Origin of the sequence: Microcystis sp. BLCC-F209 (assembly GCF_041928595.1) — a bacterium.
Classification (GTDB): domain Bacteria; phylum Cyanobacteriota; class Cyanobacteriia; order Cyanobacteriales; family Microcystaceae; genus Microcystis.
Window position 1 is genome coordinate 1 of record NZ_JBHFLL010000262.1, and the last position, 14,219, is coordinate 14,219.

The 14,219-nt window shown below is 39.3% G+C and carries 24 protein-coding genes; 10 read left to right on the plus strand and 14 right to left on the minus strand.

All coding sequences use genetic code 11. The annotated features are described in order from the left end of the window. The first annotated feature begins 259 nt into the window (after nucleotides 1-259). Both ACE1AQ_RS16590 and ACE1AQ_RS16595 read left to right on the plus strand, forming a co-directional pair. Nucleotides 260-541 carry a type II toxin-antitoxin system RelE/ParE family toxin gene (locus ACE1AQ_RS16590; protein ID WP_106909717.1) on the plus strand — a complete coding sequence of 94 codons (282 nt, stop codon included), beginning with the start codon at nucleotides 260-262 and terminating at the stop codon, nucleotides 539-541. Between the two features lie 10 nt (nucleotides 542-551). After that, nucleotides 552-866 (plus strand): HigA family addiction module antitoxin, encoded by a 315-nt coding sequence (locus ACE1AQ_RS16595; protein WP_002801551.1) that lies wholly within the window; start codon nucleotides 552-554, stop codon nucleotides 864-866. Nucleotides 867-1,052: 186 nt separating this feature from the next. Here ACE1AQ_RS16595 and ACE1AQ_RS16600 read toward each other — a convergent pair whose 3' ends face one another. Together ACE1AQ_RS16600 and ACE1AQ_RS16605 are read right to left on the minus strand one after the other, a co-directional pair. Continuing rightward, on the minus strand, nucleotides 1,053-1,313 hold the full coding sequence (locus ACE1AQ_RS16600; RefSeq protein WP_002735847.1) for a Txe/YoeB family addiction module toxin: 261 nt from the start codon (nucleotides 1,311-1,313) through the stop codon (nucleotides 1,053-1,055). Next, nucleotides 1,294-1,548 carry a hypothetical protein gene (locus ACE1AQ_RS16605; protein WP_008199246.1) on the minus strand — a complete coding sequence of 85 codons (255 nt, stop codon included), beginning with the start codon at nucleotides 1,546-1,548 and terminating at the stop codon, nucleotides 1,294-1,296. The genes ACE1AQ_RS16600 and ACE1AQ_RS16605 overlap by 20 nt, the downstream gene beginning before the upstream one ends. Before the next feature lie 66 nt (nucleotides 1,549-1,614). Between ACE1AQ_RS16605 and ACE1AQ_RS16610 the strand changes: the two genes are divergently transcribed. The 4 genes from ACE1AQ_RS16610 (at nucleotide 1,615) to ACE1AQ_RS16625 (ending at nucleotide 2,662) form a co-directional block, all read left to right on the plus strand. Next, nucleotides 1,615-1,842: a hypothetical protein gene (locus ACE1AQ_RS16610; RefSeq protein WP_157221727.1), complete on the plus strand. Its 228-nt coding sequence runs from the start codon at nucleotides 1,615-1,617 to the stop codon at nucleotides 1,840-1,842. 64 nt (nucleotides 1,843-1,906) lie between these two features. After that, the gene (locus ACE1AQ_RS16615) at nucleotides 1,907-2,131 is read left to right on the plus strand and encodes an AbrB/MazE/SpoVT family DNA-binding domain-containing protein (protein ID WP_002757519.1); all 225 of its coding nucleotides are present in this window, start codon (nucleotides 1,907-1,909) and stop codon (nucleotides 2,129-2,131) included. Beyond that, complete coding sequence (locus ACE1AQ_RS16620; protein ID WP_008199247.1) at nucleotides 2,131-2,541, plus strand: type II toxin-antitoxin system death-on-curing family toxin; 411 nt, start codon at nucleotides 2,131-2,133, stop codon at nucleotides 2,539-2,541. The genes ACE1AQ_RS16615 and ACE1AQ_RS16620 overlap by 1 nt, the downstream gene beginning before the upstream one ends. Continuing rightward, nucleotides 2,519-2,662: a PEP-CTERM sorting domain-containing protein gene (locus ACE1AQ_RS16625; protein ID WP_008199248.1), complete on the plus strand. Its 144-nt coding sequence runs from the start codon at nucleotides 2,519-2,521 to the stop codon at nucleotides 2,660-2,662. The genes ACE1AQ_RS16620 and ACE1AQ_RS16625 overlap by 23 nt, the downstream gene beginning before the upstream one ends. A 285-nt stretch (nucleotides 2,663-2,947) precedes the next feature. On the opposite strand, the gene ACE1AQ_RS16630 is transcribed toward ACE1AQ_RS16625, so the two are convergent. The 11 genes from ACE1AQ_RS16630 to ACE1AQ_RS16680 form a co-directional block, all read right to left on the minus strand. Further along, complete coding sequence (locus ACE1AQ_RS16630) at nucleotides 2,948-3,295, minus strand: type II toxin-antitoxin system PemK/MazF family toxin (RefSeq protein ID WP_008199249.1); 348 nt, start codon at nucleotides 3,293-3,295, stop codon at nucleotides 2,948-2,950. Then, nucleotides 3,292-3,525, minus strand: coding sequence for a hypothetical protein (locus tag ACE1AQ_RS16635; RefSeq protein ID WP_008199250.1), 234 nt, complete (start codon nucleotides 3,523-3,525; stop codon nucleotides 3,292-3,294). The genes ACE1AQ_RS16630 and ACE1AQ_RS16635 overlap by 4 nt, the downstream gene beginning before the upstream one ends. 200 nt (nucleotides 3,526-3,725) lie before the next feature. Continuing rightward, a complete protein-coding gene (locus ACE1AQ_RS16640; RefSeq protein WP_002801544.1) occupies nucleotides 3,726-3,947 on the minus strand; it encodes a hypothetical protein in 222 nt (73 codons plus the stop codon). Beyond that, entirely contained in the window at nucleotides 3,913-4,185 is a 273-nt protein-coding gene (locus ACE1AQ_RS16645; RefSeq protein ID WP_002777949.1) for a BrnT family toxin, read from the minus strand. Before ACE1AQ_RS16645 ends, ACE1AQ_RS16640 begins: the two co-directional genes overlap by 35 nt. A gap of 117 nt (nucleotides 4,186-4,302) precedes the next feature. Next, nucleotides 4,303-4,587, minus strand: coding sequence for a type II toxin-antitoxin system YafQ family toxin (locus ACE1AQ_RS16650; RefSeq protein ID WP_008199252.1), 285 nt, complete (start codon nucleotides 4,585-4,587; stop codon nucleotides 4,303-4,305). Beyond that, nucleotides 4,580-4,798: a hypothetical protein gene (locus ACE1AQ_RS16655; protein WP_002757428.1), complete on the minus strand. Its 219-nt coding sequence runs from the start codon at nucleotides 4,796-4,798 to the stop codon at nucleotides 4,580-4,582. The genes ACE1AQ_RS16650 and ACE1AQ_RS16655 overlap by 8 nt, the downstream gene beginning before the upstream one ends. A 218-nt stretch (nucleotides 4,799-5,016) precedes the next feature. After that, nucleotides 5,017-5,262 (minus strand): DUF2442 domain-containing protein, encoded by a 246-nt coding sequence (locus ACE1AQ_RS16660; RefSeq protein ID WP_002737254.1) that lies wholly within the window; start codon nucleotides 5,260-5,262, stop codon nucleotides 5,017-5,019. 4 nt (nucleotides 5,263-5,266) lie between these two features. Then, nucleotides 5,267-5,515 (minus strand): DUF4160 domain-containing protein, encoded by a 249-nt coding sequence (locus ACE1AQ_RS16665; RefSeq protein WP_002736965.1) that lies wholly within the window; start codon nucleotides 5,513-5,515, stop codon nucleotides 5,267-5,269. Between the two features lie 296 nt (nucleotides 5,516-5,811). Continuing rightward, nucleotides 5,812-6,210 (minus strand): hypothetical protein, encoded by a 399-nt coding sequence (locus ACE1AQ_RS16670; RefSeq protein ID WP_159036990.1) that lies wholly within the window; start codon nucleotides 6,208-6,210, stop codon nucleotides 5,812-5,814. A gap of 990 nt (nucleotides 6,211-7,200) precedes the next feature. Beyond that, complete coding sequence (locus ACE1AQ_RS16675) at nucleotides 7,201-8,160, minus strand: hypothetical protein (protein ID WP_106909722.1); 960 nt, start codon at nucleotides 8,158-8,160, stop codon at nucleotides 7,201-7,203. An 18-nt stretch (nucleotides 8,161-8,178) separates the two neighbouring features. Further along, a complete protein-coding gene (locus tag ACE1AQ_RS16680) occupies nucleotides 8,179-9,342 on the minus strand; it encodes an AAA family ATPase (protein WP_110543183.1) in 1,164 nt (387 codons plus the stop codon). A gap of 257 nt (nucleotides 9,343-9,599) precedes the next feature. Between ACE1AQ_RS16680 and ACE1AQ_RS16685 the strand changes: the two genes are divergently transcribed. Beyond that, nucleotides 9,600-10,040, plus strand: a complete 441-nt coding sequence (locus tag ACE1AQ_RS16685) for a DUF29 domain-containing protein (protein WP_008199264.1) — start codon at nucleotides 9,600-9,602, stop codon at nucleotides 10,038-10,040. Between the two features lie 157 nt (nucleotides 10,041-10,197). On the opposite strand, the gene ACE1AQ_RS16690 is transcribed toward ACE1AQ_RS16685, so the two are convergent. Continuing rightward, nucleotides 10,198-11,064 carry an alpha/beta fold hydrolase gene (locus ACE1AQ_RS16690; protein WP_008199271.1) on the minus strand — a complete coding sequence of 289 codons (867 nt, stop codon included), beginning with the start codon at nucleotides 11,062-11,064 and terminating at the stop codon, nucleotides 10,198-10,200. Nucleotides 11,065-11,357: 293 nt separating this feature from the next. Between ACE1AQ_RS16690 and ACE1AQ_RS16695 the strand changes: the two genes are divergently transcribed. The 3 genes from ACE1AQ_RS16695 (at nucleotide 11,358) to ACE1AQ_RS16705 (ending at nucleotide 14,218) form a co-directional block, all read left to right on the plus strand. Further along, a complete protein-coding gene (locus tag ACE1AQ_RS16695; protein WP_110543230.1) occupies nucleotides 11,358-12,338 on the plus strand; it encodes an ABC transporter ATP-binding protein in 981 nt (326 codons plus the stop codon). A 118-nt stretch (nucleotides 12,339-12,456) separates the two neighbouring features. Next, nucleotides 12,457-13,398 carry an ABC transporter ATP-binding protein gene (locus tag ACE1AQ_RS16700; RefSeq protein ID WP_008199273.1) on the plus strand — a complete coding sequence of 314 codons (942 nt, stop codon included), beginning with the start codon at nucleotides 12,457-12,459 and terminating at the stop codon, nucleotides 13,396-13,398. After that, the gene (locus ACE1AQ_RS16705) at nucleotides 13,388-14,218 is read left to right on the plus strand and encodes an ABC transporter permease (RefSeq protein WP_008199278.1); all 831 of its coding nucleotides are present in this window, start codon (nucleotides 13,388-13,390) and stop codon (nucleotides 14,216-14,218) included. The genes ACE1AQ_RS16700 and ACE1AQ_RS16705 overlap by 11 nt, the downstream gene beginning before the upstream one ends. Nucleotide 14,219: the final 1 nt, after the last annotated feature.

The window sequence follows — 14,219 nt, forward strand, 5'->3', positions numbered from 1 at the left end:
TAGGTTCTGTGTGATAAGTTTAATTGACATAGGATCGATCGATCTTTGTGTCCTTTGTGCCTTTGTGGTTCGTTCCACCCCCTCGCTCTTGAGAAATGTATCTTAGAATACATTTTACCCACCAAAGCTGGGAGAGCCCCCCTTTTGCCTCTTGCCTCTTGCCTTTTGCCTATCCTAATATGTTACCTATACTCAACGGATTTAGTATCAGTTGATGTTCTTGCTTGACATATTACGCAAAACGGAATAGCATTTGAATATGATTCAATCTTTCCGATGCAAGCATACGCGATTACTTTTTGAAGGAGGAGATCCGCCTCGTTTTCGTGGTTTCAAAGATACTGCTATTCGGAAGTTGACTCAATTAGATGCGGCTCAAACCTTAGAGTTTCTGCGCTCTCCACCAGGCAATCAACTTGAAGCTTTAAAAGACGATAGAAAAGAACAATATAGTATTCGGATTAATTCTCAGTTTCGATTATGTTTTATCTGGACAAATAATGGACCTACTGATGTTGAAATTGTTGATTATCACTCATAAATAATTAATTATGAATAACCGTCCTATTAATCAAATGCGACCCGTTCACCCAGGAGAAATTCTGCGGGAAGATTTTTTGATTCCTCTAAATATGAGCGTGAATGCTTTAGCTTTAGCCTTGAAGGTTCCTGCATCTCGTATTCATGAAATTGTTAAAGAACGTCGTTCTATTTCGGCTGATACGGCAGCAAGATTAGCCTGCTATTTTGGCGGAGATGCTGCTTCCTGGCTCAGTCTTCAAGTAATTTATGATCTGAAGACTTTATCTAACCGTGAGGAGATTATTCAGCAAATTCAGCCCCGTATTTCCGAACAAATTGCCTGATTTTTAATTAGATTAAGTCCCAGAGATTAAAACACTTTCAAAAGGGTAAAAGGTACATGGGACGAACTCTACAAAATCGGCACTCGCTCCTGCTGCTGCCCAAAAAGCGATCGTCCTTGGCGTTCCTATCCCAAGCAATGACAATTTCAAAGTTTAATCAAGAAGATGACAGCGATCGCATTGAGCCTAGTCATAATGAAATTTACAACTGATAATAATAATTTCTGTTTCTGTAATTTTATAAACTAAGCGATGTTCATCATTAATGCGTCTTGACCAATAACCCTTGAGTTGATGTTTTAAGGGTTCGGGTTTACCGATTCCAGAGAAGGGATGGCGCAATATGTCGTCAATTAAATCAACGATTTTTTTATAGAGTTTTTTGTCTTCTATCGCCCATTCATTGAATTGTTTAAAAGCTTTCGGATCAAATACTATATTTTTCACGCCATTCTTTTACGGTAATTGTCACTAAGTTTTCTTTATTTTCTATTCTGTCAATAGCTTCGGATAATTCACGCTGATTGGCTTCTGTTGAAAGAAGATATTCGGTTGTATCGGGTTCAGGATCAGATACTAAAATAATAATATCCACATCTGTTCCTTCTTCTAGTTCCGTAGAATAAAGCTCTATTTTTCCTTCTCTGCCAACAATTCCTTTCTGTTTAATCGCTCTAATCATGATTTTTTCTCTTAAGATGTCAAACAATTATGGCTATTATATCAAAATCAGCATGAGTTAGAACTGTTGACAAGAAAAGCGATCGCACTAATGACACTCAAAGAGACCCCAGTTTTAAGGTTTAATCAAGAAGATGACAGCGATCGCACTACGTTCTTCGGCATCACACTGACAGCTGCCATCAATGTGCATGGTGCGTTCCCCAAAAGCGATCGCTTTGTAGCAGGACTTGCATTAGGGAACGCACCCTACAAGAGCGGCTTTCACGATCGGAAGTCTTTTTCTTTAAAATAATTCTTTGGGCAGTTAGTTATGTTATAACATTTGTCATAACATAAACTACGGAAGGTCATAGGTTATGACAAGTCTAACGCTCCGAAAAATCGGCAATTCCATAGGTGTGATCTTACCGAAAGAGGTTTTATCCCGACTAAACGTAGAGGAAGGAGATCAGATTTATATCACGGAATCGCCAGATGGATACAGAATTTCTGGCTTTGATCCCGATTTTGAAGAAACCATGAAAGCTTTTGAAGATACTTACTCTCAGTACCGCAACGCCTTCAAGGAACTCGCCAAATAATGATCGAGGAACCGAAATGGTTATCGAGCGATGCGATTAGGGTGATTCAGGAAACTTTAATCGCTCGAACCGGGGGGACTCCTGGAGTTTTAAACCCAACCCTGTTAGAGTCCACTGTCAATAAGCCAAAATTCTTTTTTCAGTACGAACCCGAATCATCGATTTTTAAGTTAGCGGCGGCCTATGGCTACGGTTTTGTCAAAAATCATTGCTTTTGCGATGGTAATAAACGTATAGCTCTGGCCACCGTTTCAACTTTTTTGCGAAAGAACGGCTACCGCTTGAACGCCAGCGAAGCAGAAACGGTCAGTTTCTTTCTCGGTCTTGCGGGTGGTCTCGAAACATATAAGGAGGGTTTGGCCAGATTGACCGATTGGATCGAACAATATGCGATCGAACTGGAAGATTAACGGCGATCACTTGTATCAACCAGTGCCTGAACCATTCTTAACTATCCTGGGTACAGGAGTGGTTTTAGGTGCTCTACCTTTTCTTAAAAAAGGGAAAAAGGACAAGGAGAAAGATGTCTAGAAAATAGCGAGGGAGACAAAATTATTTGTAGGACGGGTTAGCGGTAGCGTAACATGATCAGTCCTTGGGTTTCATGCTTCTACCTTCTTCGGCATCGCACTTAGACTGACAGCTGCCATCAATGTGCATGGTGCGTTCCCCAAAAGCGATCTCTGGATTAGCAGGACTTGCATTAGGGAACGCACCCTACGACTGCCTGACAGCTGCCATCAATGTGCATGGTGCGTTCCCCAAAAGCGATCTCTGGATTAGCAGGACTTGCATTAGGGAACGCACCCTACAGCACTAATTTGATTTTCTTAGCCAATTGATTAAAAGATTTTTAATCCGTATTAGTCTTTCTGGTGAGATAGTTCCTAAACGTGCATTGATTACAGATGATTCGACACTTGTTAATCGTCCTAGTCGAATTAAAGAAGCCACTTTAAGTCCAGTAGTAATATAGTCAGAATCTGAGGTATTAATAATTTCGTCAAATCCTAGAGTAGCTTGATGGAGACGAGAAGAAATTAAAGCAAGTAATAAATCACGATGGCGACTTGGTGAAATAGCAATAATTAAAGCTGGACGCAGTTTTCCTGATTTCAAGTCTGCTTGAGGAAAACGAATTAGAACAATATCACCTGGTTTCATGGTTGATAAATTTCTTGAGCATCTGCTAGGGAATATTCAATTTCATCTCCTTCTTTGAAAAATTGCTCTAACGAAAATTTTTGCCAGTCTTCATCTTGCCAATTAGTATGTTCTGAAATGTTGTTTGGCTCAGGGGAAATTAATCGGGTAAAGTTGGCAATTTTTTCAACAATGTCATCAGGTAATCGGTCAATCTGTTGGTGAAGTTCTTCACGAATTGTAGCAGACATAAGTTAAGTTATTTGATTAAGGTGTAGAATGGATATTATTGATTATAACTCAGATATTGGGTGGTAATTTGGGAAAAAGTAATGTTGGGTTTCTACCAGATCAGAGATCGCACTACGTTCTTCGGCATCGCACTCCTCATCCCCAAAAAGCGATCGCCCTTGGCGTTCCTATCCCAAGCAATGACAATTTTAAAGTTTAATCAACAAGATGACAGCGATCGCACTACAAGATCGGCATCTGTGATTGATGTACGGCGAAACTCATTTAATTCTTGTTGAGATAGGGGGAGACAGTCCGAATCTGCTTCGGCTGCTTTGTCAATTTCTTCCTCAGTCATTGCTGCAACTTTTTCCCAATCTGTCTTACCATGACTAACATTTTCGGGATCAAGTCTGACTCTGGTAATATTGTCGTCGTTCATTTTTATTGGCTCTCCTTGCTGAAATAATGCGGTATCTGCCGTTTCTTTTGGTATAGACGACCAATAAAACTACTTGATTAACTATACCGATTACTTGAATTCTAGTTTCATTATAATCACGTTTATCTTCTCTTTCCAGACAGTTGGGATCTAGAAAAATGTTTTTTGCATCTTCAAAATCAATTTTATGCTTGAGCAAGTTGGCAGCAGCTTTATTATTGTCCCATTCTATCTCCATTTTATCGAGATTTTGTATCTAGTTCATAATATTTTGGATTATACATGATCGCCCTTTCCCATCATCAAAAAGCGATCGCCAACTCCGAAACCTTACTAACATAATAAAAAATCATATTCAAGAAACCTCATCGTGAGTTCCAATATCAATTAGGTTGATCTCTTCTTCTTGGGTTTCAGGGTTTGATTCAAAATTGAAAATAATTCGACAATCATATTCAACAGAAAAATCCCAAGCATCTGATAATTTCCCTTTTAGTTTATGGGTGCGTAATATTGGATTATAGGGATCGTCAGCGAGTAGTCTCAATTTGGCTTCTATTTTTGATTTTAAGTCGGGTTGTCGTTTAATCCTTGTTTTGAAAGCGCATTTAAATGATTGGCTAAAAACCAAGTTAATCATTGTTTAGTTCGGCAATAATGGAATCAACATCTCCTCGAAAAACATTACCATTTTGATAGTCTTGTCGAGCTTGAGAAATATTTTGAGCAATTTGTTCTCGTCTTTTTTCGATTTGCCGATGTTTAACAATATTGATCAAGTCATCTTGTTCATCAAAAGAGAGATAGTCAATCATTTCTAAGATTTGACTAAATTGCATTGTTGGCGGCATTGTTACTTTCCCCTTTTTCAATACAGACTTTTATTTTACTCTGCTTGGGCAATAATGACATCCGCGATCGCGGATCGATGACAACTTTCCAACTCACAAAGAGAGATCGCCTCTCTTCATTCCCAAAAAGCGATCGCCCTTGGCGTTCCTATCCCAAGCAATGACAATTTCAGAGTTTAATCAAGAAGATAACAGCGATCGCACTACAAGATCGGCAATCATAGTTCAATTCCATTGATCCAAATTTCATACTCGCTTATATCAACTTCATCATTCCAAACGATTCCGCTACCTGATGGATCAAGTTGAAAGTTTTTAAAGAAAGCATAGTTTTTAAGGGAAGAAAACATCGTTTTTTCTAGTAGATTTTCACAGTTATATTTTCTAGCTTGATGATTAGAAAAATGCACCAATAGAGTATAATTTTCAATGATTTCGGCTGATGTTATTTTGGGATAAAGCATTGTTTTATTTCAAAGGCGGTAATTTATTAAATTCTTGAGTGTTCCACATTTTCAATAATTCTGATTGATAGATTGTTGCCCATTCTACAACCATTTTTGTGGCTCTATTAGGTAAGTCTCCTTCAATGATTTCTAAGGTTTCCAGATTAAATAGGGCGTTATATTCTCCATAAATCGCATGAAAATGGGGAGGTGGATGATCGGCAAAAAAGATTTTAATGATAATTCCATAAAATCGAGTAATTTCTGGCATAAATCTATTTTTATAAGTCTTGCTTTATGACAAAAATATTATAACAAAGCTTGTTGGGTTTTGTTACCTCGACCTAAATGACAAGATCGGCGATCGCTCTTGGCGTTCCTATCCCAAGCAATGGCAGTTTTAAAGTTTAATCAACAAGATGACAGCGATCGCACTACGTTCTTCGGCATCCCACTGACAGCTGCCATCAATGTGCATGGTGCGTTCCCCAAAAGCGATCGCTGGAGTAGCAGGACTTGCATTAGGGAACGCACCCTACCAGAGCGGCGATCGCACTTCCCATTGTCCTAATCTAAAACAATAGTAGTTCCTGTCCTAAAGGCACGATAACGACCTCTGTTAGGAACTTCAATGATTTCACCGTAGCCTTCTCTTAGACAAAAATTGAAGGGATCATTTGGAGCTTTTTTGCATTTACCGCATTCATGCCAGCCATCTCCAGTATTGTTATCGTATCTACACTTTTTGTTAGAAACTGGAATAAAACAATTCATAAAATTTTGACTATTTGGAGTATTGCCAAAACTACCCTGAAGTGGAGGAGAAATACGATATCGCCATTGACCATCCATTGTTTTATAACTTTCGCATTTATAAGTTTTTGGCTTGGCTTGAACAGGAGTTGATGATGCGACTGCTACAAGAACTGTAGCCAGCATGGAAACACTCAAAAGTTTGCAAATCATAAAAACTACCTTGTATTTGTCTTAATTCTTTGACTCAAACTCTGTCTAGCTACATATTATACAGAAACTTTCTGTCTAACAGTCCTCAGAGTAACGACAGGTGGAAACTTGCGGCATATTCCCCCATTTTAGCGCAATCGCTGGAACTTTTTCCCATATCATACCCAAGAGCATATTAGCCAGATTAAACAACCTCTTTTAAGTGGATTCCTAACAACAAGCTCAAATAAAATCGACTTTTCGGGAAGTGTAGCACTAAGTCTTCAATCCACCCCACAATTACCTAATTTTCGGGGAAAAAGGGCTCTTCGGGACTTGGTATGGTTCGATAGGGGGGCATAAATCGACTCAATCCTTATCTGGCAAGAGATTTAATTGATTAGTTCGCTCTAGATAAAAAACAATTGACAAAAATTGCGGCAATGTCTGTCTCTATAAAGGTTTCATTCCTTATAACCCCGTCCATTGTATAAGACAAACCGAAGAACCCTAATCCCTTACAAAAAAATACTCCGAAATCCTCGTGAACTTTACAGGGTAAGCTCATCTAATTTGGTATAAATTGTACTTGACAAAGATTTCTGAATAGGGTAATCAAATCGCCATAGCACCGTCCCGCACTGCCAGTACCCAGATCTGTAGGTTGGGTTGAGGTAACGAAACCCAACATTGCCCTTATTTCTTTCCTGAATTTTTTGGGTTTCACTTCTACATTTTATTCCATACCAATATCACTATCAAAGATCAGCTTTTCTGAAGCTCCCCACATCTGATCATAAATTCCTTCTTCAACATAACGGTGAAAACTGGAATATTGCCAATCTTTCGGAGCGTTTACTAATCCATGATGCACGGTATTCGAGATGATTAACAAAATCTCAATAAAAAACCCTTGACAAATCCCCGCACTTGACAGATAATTATATATATAATGGGAATCCGTGCCTTCCTACAAACCCTCTTTTTTTAGGTCAAATAATGCGATTAAATTTATTCCTGCTCCCTGGGGTTGAGTTCTAGCTTCAGCAGTTTTAGGAGATGGGAAATATGGCAGCTTGGATTATCGCTATTGTGAGCATAAAATCTTCCTATTTGTAGTGCCACTTGTTCTCTATATCTTTCTGGGGGTGATGTATTGTCCTCTGGGGGTTCAACTTCTAACCAATATTGCTTCGCTTTTTTGATAGTCAACAGAGCCAGCACTAATTCCGATTGGCTATTGTCGTGGCTAACTTGATATTGTTTTTGCCAAGATAGCTGTAATTTCTCCACTTCCGATAGTTCTAGGTTTTGACAATGAGAGATTCTCCCTTTAACTCTGGAAAAATTATTTTTTAAATCGGCATCATCCTTAATTTTATCTGCCATATCAAGATAAATATTTTCTAGCCTAGCAGCGGAATTTTGATAAACAGCCGAATGTTCGCTAAGAATTGATTGAATATGAGTATCGGGAAAAATAAAATAGCACTCTTTATGAATCAATCCCGTCACCCAAATTCTATGCTGTCCAACCCGATTGACTTTAATCAGTGATTTTTTATATAAGTCCTCAAAAATTTGCTCTAAATCCTTAAATGGATAGGAATCATCTAAACGTTTATTTTGTAAGTCTAAATCGACGATAGCGAACAGTTGCTGGGGATTTAAATAAGAAGCTTCTGGGTTATCTTCATGCAAACGCAAAAGATTAAAGTAAGTATTTAAAACATCATTTCTATCACCACAGTTAAAAAAAGTCGGTATCTGTTGTCTCCAATCCCTAGGAACACAGGCTTTATAAAAATTAGCATCGGGAAAATCTTCCATAGCTCGATAGGATTGAGGAGATAACCTGCCGGCAGTTTTTTTGATTTCCCCTTCACAGAGGATAACAAATTTATTAAGAATTTGACGGTTTGCCAGAATAAATTGACAATGTTCTAAAAGTTCCGTTTCCCTAAGACTCATGGGTTAGTTTCTCCATCTTTATTTCAATAGTTTTGGTTCTATCTCTTTAACATGAGCGGGAGTTAAAGCTTGACAGAGTTCATAGGAATGAGTGGCTAAGATATATTGATTGCTAGGTTCCCATTCCTGCAAGTCCTCAATAATTCTATATTGCCAGTCGGGATGGAGAGCAATCTCAATTTCATCCATCAAGACAATCGCATCTTTTATCCTACGATACTTTAGCCACAGATAGATACTTAATCGCTTCAGTTCCCCATGACTCAAATCCTCTGGATATAATTCTTCTCCGTTTGTGTCTCCTTTGAATTTAAAGGTAATCCCCGATATATCTTTATCTAAATTAATTTCTTTGTCGGATAAAATTGAATTTAAGTTTTGCCGTATTAGTTGATAATTATTTCCATATTCACCAGTTTCTATAGCTTGAGCAAAATCTTGATCACGAGCCATGATAAAGTAATTAATTAATAGCTCAACTGGCAGAAAATCGTAGGTAAATAAGTTGCTAAGTTTCTTTTTAACATCTGCCATGGCTAAATAATAGTTACTAGAGTCTGGATTCCCTTGATTTATCTGAAAAAGACTCTTGTTAGTAGCTTTGGGTAAAAAGATAAAAACTTGCGTTGAAGGTGCAGCTAAAAATATTTTTGAGGATAATTCTTTCATGAATAATTGAAATTCTTCTTGGGTTGATTGACTAAATTTACACAACAAAAATATCTCTTGATTCTTCTCGTTTTTGGCTTGACAAAGATATAATAAATTATTTATTTCTAAAATATTTTTTATTTTTAGAAGATAATTAATTGCAACAGTATCCAAATCTTCTTTTTGTCCGTCAAGGTTAGATAGCAAGTCTTTTATATAAGCATCTCTGCAAATAAAAAAATCTAGTTTTACTTCTTCCCGATTGTCGGTTAGAATTTCAAAAATAGCTAGGGTTTTCTGGTCTAACTCATCTTCTAGTTGACATCGATGGAGTACATTTACCACATATTCTATCTTTTCTGGATCACCAGAACAATGAAGCAAGATAAAAATTAATTGTAGAAGGGTACTTTTGCCACCGCCATTTTGACTGCCGATAGGGAATATCTGGGGAAAAAAGTCTTTCTCGAAACTAAGATCAATATTCTTTAACACTCGAAAGTCAGGAACTTGAACCCGTAGTAACCGCATTGTCAAAACTCCTGTAATCCTATCCTCTTGCTCATCTGCTTATTGTAGCTCACAGGCAAAGGTGAAACAATCTCTTATCCTACCGGCCAAATTCTGGCAGATTTTTTCAAAAAAATCCTTGACAAATCCCCGCACTTGACAGATACTTATATATAGAATGGAAATCCGTGCCTTCCTACAGACCCTCTTTTTTTAGGTTAGATAAGCTTCAAAAAAATAAAAACCTAATACCTGACCAGTGCTAAAGAGGATAGGTTATGACAACTAAAGACTTATACGAACAAGACTATCCTGCTTGGTTAGAAGAAACGGCCAAACAACTGCGACAAAGACAGACAGATGTATTAGATTGGGAACATCTCGAAGAAGAAATCGAAGCATTGGGGAACCAACAGAGACATAAAGTAGATAGTTATCTCCTACAATTGCTCATTCATCTGCTTCTCTACCAATACTGGCCGGAGGAACGAGAAAGATGTGCGCGGGGATGGCAGGACGAAATCGGTAACTTTCGGGTGGAATTAGAACTTTTATTGGAGTCAAAAACCCTTTATAACTATTTTTTAACCAGAATCGCCGTTATTTACCCCAAAGCAGTGAAGCGAGTCCGACAAAAAAGCCAATTACCGGCCGCTATCTTTGCCGAAAGCTGCCCCTATAGTCCCGAACAAATCCTCGATTCCGATTTTCTCCCCTGAAATTCTGGCAGATTTTTTCAAAAAAATCCTTGACAAATCCCCGCACTTGACAGATACTTATATATAGAATGGAAATCCGTGCCTTCCTACAGACCCTCTTTTTTTAGGTTAGATAAGCTTCAAAAAAATAAAAACCTGATAACCGATCCCTAACTACCTATAAGTTTTTCACCCAATCACTAATCAACTGGTTAACCTCTGTGGGAATTTCATCGTGGGGACAATGACCGGCAGTTAGATAATATTCTGTCAGAGAAGGATAGTATTGACGGAATTTGGCCCCGCGTTCCCGAGTATTCATCCAAGGGTCCCCCTCACCCCATAACATCAACAGGGGACAACTTGACTTTTGCAGGAGAATATCCACATTTTCCCCCCGGGGAGATTTAAACACAGAAGCAAAAACTTTGGCTGCTCCCGCATCCAGGGAAGGACGACGGATATCTTCTATTAACTGCTCAGTAATGGCACTGCGATCGAGATATACTTTCTCTAGGGTTTTGCGGATAGTTTTGGGTTGACGGGTATAGAGAAATAAGAGATAACTGGCCCAAGGTTGCAGCAAGACCGATCGCAGTAGTTTTTGTGCTAAATTAGGCTGACGATTGCTTTCTGTATCGCTAAAGGGACCGGCACTATTGAGGAGAATTAATCCCCGAACATTCTCGGAATGATTAGCAGCCACACAGAGAGAAGCGTAACCCCCCAGAGAATTACCCGCTAAAACCGTCGGTTGGCCCACAACTTCCTTGATAAAATCGTTTAATTGTTGCTGCCAAAGATTGCCACTATAGACAATATCCGGTTTAGCTGATCTACCGAATCCTAGCAGATCGATCGCCCATACTTCCCATTCTGAGGCTAAACCTGACACATTTTTTCGCCAATGGTCGGTGGAAGCGCCAAAACCGTGGACTAATAGTAAAGGGGGTTTTCCTGCGACTCTAGTACCCGCTTGCACATAGTGTATCGAATGTCCTTGCCATTGCCAATTTTGCCTTGTCGTCAGGGCAGCTGTATTCATCGGCTGTTTTGTTAAGTAATGTGAATAATTCTTAGTCTAACCGATTGGGAAACTGGAGACCAAGCTAGAGATTTTTAGCCAAACCCCTTGACTGAAAAGGGAACTTGACATATACTTATATGTAGAGTGGGAATCCGTGCCTGCCTGCAAACCCTTCATTTTTGGGCAAATAACCCTAAAAAACACTCTCAAAAAAAATCTTGAGCGGGATTAATCTGCTGGTATGGGTGGCTAACCCCAGAGAATTACTCCTGAATCACTGGGACAGTTTTTTCCTAATTCTGATAACAGCTATGAAGATTTTGACGATTTTACAGGGATTAATCGACAAAAATCCCTTAACTGAGGCGGATCTAGAAGAATTACTAGCGATCGAATCCTTAAATTTTAGGCAGACTAACCCTCTGATCCTACAGGAAAGGGCGGAACTATTAACGATTCTCTGGCCGCGAGTCTGGCAAAAATGTCAGGAGTTAGGGATAAATCAGCAAAATCAGATTTTGATCAGCTGTTGGCGCTTGTGGATTCCCTGGGCGCTAGAGCTACGCAGCCACGCAAAACCGTTGATTCAAGGCATTTTGGCTCCCCAAGGCACGGGGAAGACCACCTTAACATCCATAATGTCGATTATTTTAGCCTATTTTGATTTAAAAGTAAATAATCTCTCTTTAGATAATATTTATAAGACCTATAATGAGCGAATAAAATTGCGTCAAAAAGATGAAAGATTGCGCTGGCGTGGTCCACCGGGTACTCATGATATAGAATTAGGAATTAAAGTTTTAGAACAGGTTTGTCAGCAAGAAAGTCCGATTTTAATACCGCGTTTTGACAAGTCCCTGCATCAAGGACAAGGGGATAGAATTGCAGCGGAACAAGTGGAGGGAGTCGATATTCTTTTTTTCGAGGGTTGGTTTGTGGGCATGAATCCAGTAGAAGAAACAGTCTTTGATCATGCCCCCGATCCGATTAATAGCCAAGAAGACCGACAATTCGCCAGGGATAATAATCAAAGATTGCGAGAATATCTACCCCTCTGGTCAAAAATCGATCGCTTACTGATTCTTTATCCCCTTGACTACCGTTACAGTTTACAATGGCGACAGGCGGCCGAAACAAAAGGAGGTATGACACCATCAGAAATCGAGGAATTTGTCAAGTATTTTTGGAAAAGTTTACATCCGCAATTATTTCTGCCACCCCTGCTCAAACAAGCAGATCTAGTGGTAGAAATTAATCGCGATCATAGTCTGGGAAAAATCAGTTATCAGTGAGCAGTAATCAGTAATCAGTGAAAAGAAAGCCCCAAACTTGTCACTTAACACTATTGACTGATAACTCCCATCTGATAACTGATAACTGATAACTGATAACTGATAACTGATAAAGCTTATGATTGAAGTCGAACATCTGAGTAAAATTTATGGTTCTGCCACGGCAATCAGTGACGTAGATTTTACCGTAGAAAAAGGAGAAATTCTCGGTTTTTTAGGACCAAATGGAGCCGGAAAAACCACCACTATGAGGATTTTATCCGGTTATATTCCTGCCACCACAGGAACAGCAAGGATAGCAGGATATGATGTGCATCAACAATCCTTAGAAGTGCGTCGTCGCATTGGTTATCTTCCCGAAAATCCCCCCTTGTATCCGGAGATGACCGTGGAAAGTTTTCTCGATTTTGTCGCACGGATTAAAGGCATCTCATCGGGGGATAGAAGAGCGCGGGTAGATTTAGTTTTAAGCAAATGTCAGTTACTAGAAAAAAGAAAAGTTATTATCCGCAAGTTATCCAAGGGTTATAAACAGCGTGTAGGAATTGCCCAAGCGATCATACATGATCCACCGGTAATTATTTTAGATGAACCGACAGTAGGATTGGATCCGAAACAGATTATCGAAGTGAGAAATCTGATTAAAAGTTTAGCGGGAGAACATACAATTATTCTCTCCACTCATATTTTGCCAGAAGTGAGTATTACCTGCGATCGAGCGACAATTATTAATCGGGGTCGCATCGTGGCCAATAATATTACTACCGCTACCCCTGCCGGTTCCAGTTATGAAATTGAGATCGAGGGTGATAGGGATTCCCTGCTAGAAATCCTTCAACAAATGCCGCAAGTCGAACAAGCAGCAAAAGTCGGCGATAACCTGCTTAAAATTGTTGGTCAAGCGGGGACAAACCTAGGGGCAGAACTTGCTAGAATAGTTGTCAACAATGGTTATAACCTATTAGAAATGCGTCGCACCCGTAAAACCCTAGAAGACATCTTTCTGGAAGTAATCGGCAGCGGGGAAAGTAATCACCAAGAGGAGAGGCATGATCAATAATATCTGGGCGATTTTTCGCAAGGAATTTCAAAGCTATTTTACCGCCGCCAATGCCTATATAATTATGGGGATATTTTGGTTAGTAGCGGGATTTTTCTTTAACTCCCTTCTCTACGGCATTATTCTCGATGTTAGTATCCAGGAACAATCGGGATTTCTGGTAGCCAGAGATACGGTATCTGAATTTATGACCACTTTCATCGGCATTATTTTATCCTCTTTATTGTTGGTAATTTTGCCAGCCCTGTCTATGGGATTATACGCAGAGGAAAAAAAACAGGGAACCCTAGAACTTTTAGCCACTTCCCCCCTGACTAATTGGAGTATAGCCATCGGTAAATTATTGGGAGTGCTGGCCTTTTTTACCGTGATGATTACCCCCCTCTGGGTTTACGAAATAGTAGTTTTTAGTAGCGCAGTTCCCCCGGTGAATATAGCCAGTGTTTTAATGGCTCATCTAGGATTAATTTTACTGGCAGCGGCCATCCTAGCCATCGGAATGTTTATTTCTTCCCTCACCAATAGTTCTATCCTGGCTTACATCATCACCTTTATCACCATCTTATTTATCTGGATACTGGATGTAATTGCTAACAATGCCGAAACCTTCTTTCGAGATCGCATCGGAGGAGAAGTGGGAGAACAGATCGGATTTTTCCTGAAAGAATTACTATCCCATCTATCTTGGTATCAACCCTTTAACAATTTCGTGCGGGGAATTTTTGACAGTAGTAGTTTAGTCATCCTCCTCAGTTATATTCTGCTGGGAATCTTCCTAACTACTCAATCGATCGAAGCGGACCGTTATCAAAGAAACTAAC